General features: G+C 70.0%; 4 protein-coding genes and 1 pseudogene. All 5 read right to left on the bottom strand.

Annotated elements, in window-relative coordinates; all coding sequences use genetic code 11:
• A pseudogene (locus VJN29_RS20240) lies at window positions 1-758 on the bottom strand (hypothetical protein); the annotation flags it as partial.
• A complete protein-coding gene (locus tag VJN29_RS20235; protein WP_324145447.1) occupies window positions 758-1,285 on the bottom strand; it encodes a hypothetical protein in 528 nt (175 codons plus the stop codon). The gene VJN29_RS20235 and the pseudogene VJN29_RS20240, both read right to left, overlap by 1 nt.
• Before the next feature lie 73 nt (window positions 1,286-1,358).
• A complete protein-coding gene (locus tag VJN29_RS20230) occupies window positions 1,359-1,655 on the bottom strand; it encodes a WXG100 family type VII secretion target (protein ID WP_324145446.1) in 297 nt (98 codons plus the stop codon).
• Between the two features lie 28 nt (window positions 1,656-1,683).
• Entirely contained in the window at window positions 1,684-1,995 is a 312-nt protein-coding gene (locus VJN29_RS20225) for a WXG100 family type VII secretion target (protein ID WP_324145445.1), read from the bottom strand.
• 158 nt (window positions 1,996-2,153) lie between these two features.
• Window positions 2,154-2,874, bottom strand: a 721-nt coding sequence (locus tag VJN29_RS20220; protein ID WP_324145444.1) for a hypothetical protein, incomplete at its 5' end; no start/stop codon positions are given.

The following is a 2,874-nucleotide window of genomic DNA, read 5'->3' as shown; positions in this document are numbered from 1 at the left end:
TCCTCGTGGGTTGGCGGGTCGTCAGAGGCCGGTTCCCCGGTGGGAGTGTCAGTCGGCGGGTCGTCCGGCGACGGGTCGCTCGTGCCGTTGGTCGGCGGGTCCTCCGGTGTTCTGGGAGGATCGTGGTCGGACACAGGGTCGTAGCTCGGCGGCGTGGTGGCCGTCCCCGCCGGCGGCGCAGTCGTGCTGCCGCCCGCGGGGGTACTGCCTCCGCCTCCGCCACGCTTGTCCAGCGGCGGCTTGCCCTGGATCTCGCGCATCGTCGCTGTCGAGGCCCGGTTGGTGTCGTCGACGTCCTGGATCGCGGCGCGCGCGGCTTCCTCACGAGCAGCGACCGCGTTGGTGTAGGCGGTCATCTTCGAGCTGTGGACCTTCAGCTGCTGGATCTGCCTGATCTCGTCGTCTGACCAGTCCGGCGGTGACGGTTCCTGAAGGTCGCCCTCGCGCGCGAAGCCGCTCACGACTGCCTGGGCCCGGTTGATGGCCTGCTTGGCCTGCGCGAGCGCCTCGGCGCCCTTCTTCAGCTGCTCCTGCCGCTGCTTCACCTTCTCGTGCATGGCGACGAAGGCCTTGTCGGCCTGATCGGCCGTGTGCTGCCCGAGGTTCTCCCGCGCCAGCGGGCGCGCCTGCTCGATCGCGTTCGCGACGTCCTCGAGCGCCTGGGCACCCTGTCGCCACTGCGACTCGGCCTGGAGGACCTGCCACACCCGTGAGCTCGCAAGGTGTCCGCGCAGCTGTTGCTCGTTGGCGCCGGCCATCACGCATCCTCGTCCTGAGCACGGGTGTCATCACCGGCCGGGTCAGCATCAGGGGCACCGCCACTGCCCACCGGGGAGGCGTCCGAGGCGCCGGTCAGGTTGGTCCGCTGGGAGCTGTGGTAGCTGTACTCGCCTTGGTTGAGCGCCGAGGACGCGGCCAACGCCTCGACGCCCTCCCGCTGGGTCTCCAGATCGGCCGACGCCGCCTCGTCCGCCGTGACCATCCCGGTCTCGAACTTCTGTACGCCGTCGCGGTAGCCCCACAGGTCCTTGGTCACGCCCATGATGGTGTCGGCGATGATCCGGTGCGCTGTTCGGTGCTCGTGGCCGAGCTCGGTGGCGGAGGGACGGGCTCCGAACGCGTTCTCGGCGAGATCGAGGTCGCGGAACGTGCCGCTCTCGAGCAGCTCGGCGGCGTCGCGCAACGCGGACCGCAGCTTCTCGAGGGCGGCGGGATCGATCTCGACGGTACCGTCGGCACCTCCGGTCGGCGCCGCGTCCGGGATGTGGAAGCCGGGAGGAAGCATGTGATTCTCCGCTGGTCGTGCAGGCTCGTACAGGGCTAGTACAGGAAGTGTCAGTCTGTCGAGACCGGCCCGGTCAGATGTCGAAGCTCTGCGCGCCGCGCATGTCGGCGGCGCGGTACTCGGCGTTCGACTGGTAGACGGTCTTGCTCGTCTGGTCGAGCAGGTCGCGCATCTCCTTGAGCGCCCAGTCCCACTTGGCCTTGGCCCGCTTGTAGGCCTCCTGGGCCTCACCGGACCAGTCGCTGCGCAGCGGGGCGAGCTCGCTCTCGAGCCGGTCCATCCGCTCGTCGATCCGCTTCACCGCCCCGTAGAGGTCCTCAGCAGCCTGGTCGAGCCCGGCGTGGTTGACGCGAAGTCCGTCGAGGTTCATGTCTGTCTCCTAGGTCCCGTCGCTCGGATCAGAGCTTGTTCTGGAAGTTGGCGAAGTTGGCGGCCTGCGTGTCATCGACGTTCGTGGCGTCCTTCTCGGTGCCACGCAACGAGGCCTCGAACTCGTCCAGCGCGTCCACGACCACCTTCTGCTTCTCGGTCCATGCCTGGTGGAGGATGAAGAACGCCTGGCCCCCGGCGCCTTCCCACTTGCCCCTGAGACCGGCGATCTGGCCGTCCAGCTGACCGCTGAGTCGGTGGAAGTCCTGTCGAGCCGTCGACACCATGCCAGCTGCCTTGCTGAGGGTGCCCTCGCCCATTCCCATCTCGTTTGCTGCCATGTCGACTGCTCCCGTTCCGTCTACTGGTTCCGACTGCTTGGTTTCGGCTGCTTGCTCAGCGGCCCTGTGCCGCTGCATCCGTCGCTGTGTGAGCGTCCCCCGACCGGATCCGCCGCCCGGGCACCCACGGTCCTACCCGGCGCTCCGGGCCCTAAACATCACGGCGCGATTTCCCACAGGGTGCGGAAGAGGCCGCTGCTGACCACCACGCTCGCCAGCGCTGCGGCCGCGCAGAACCCTTCGGCCACCTCTGCCCGTCGCGACCACCACACCGAGCGCCACCCCCGGCCGGTCGCGACGGCGACCAGCATCAGCAGCAGGCCGAGCGCGATGGCCGTGCCCAGCAGCGCCACGAGACGCGGCTCGCTGAGCTCCGCGAGGAGCTGCCAGGACAGGCCCGCCCAGCACACGAGGCCGGCGATCCGGAGCAGCACCCGCGGACCGGTGTGCCGATGGCTGCGCGCCGTCAGCAGCAGGGCCGCGCCCGCGAAGAACACCAGGCACCGCACCCCGATCCGGTCGAGCTCCGGCTGCACCCGCGTCAGCAGGAGGTACGACGAGAGCGCTGCTGCGACCGCGATCGCCGCCGCGGCCGCCGTCATGGTGCGCGCTGCGCTCGAGGCGACCCGGGCCACCGTGGTCTCCGGGACCACGATCCGCCCCCGCCGCCCGGTCCGCCGCTCCCGGGCCGACCACGCGGTGACTGCGAGCCGCTCCAGGTCGATCAGATACTGGTCGGCGACGTCCACGGCGTACATCGGCACGAACCGCGCGGCCACCACGCAGACGACCAGGGCCACCGACCAGACAACGGCCGGCGAGAATCCCGCCAGCGCCGCGAGGTTGGCGAGCACGAAGAGTCCCGCTCCGCCGACCATC

This window comes from Intrasporangium sp., from assembly GCF_035280925.1.
GTDB lineage: Bacteria > Actinomycetota > Actinomycetes > Actinomycetales > Dermatophilaceae > Intrasporangium.
Note: the sequence above shows the minus strand (reverse complement) of the source record. Positions and strands in the feature narration are given on the sequence as shown.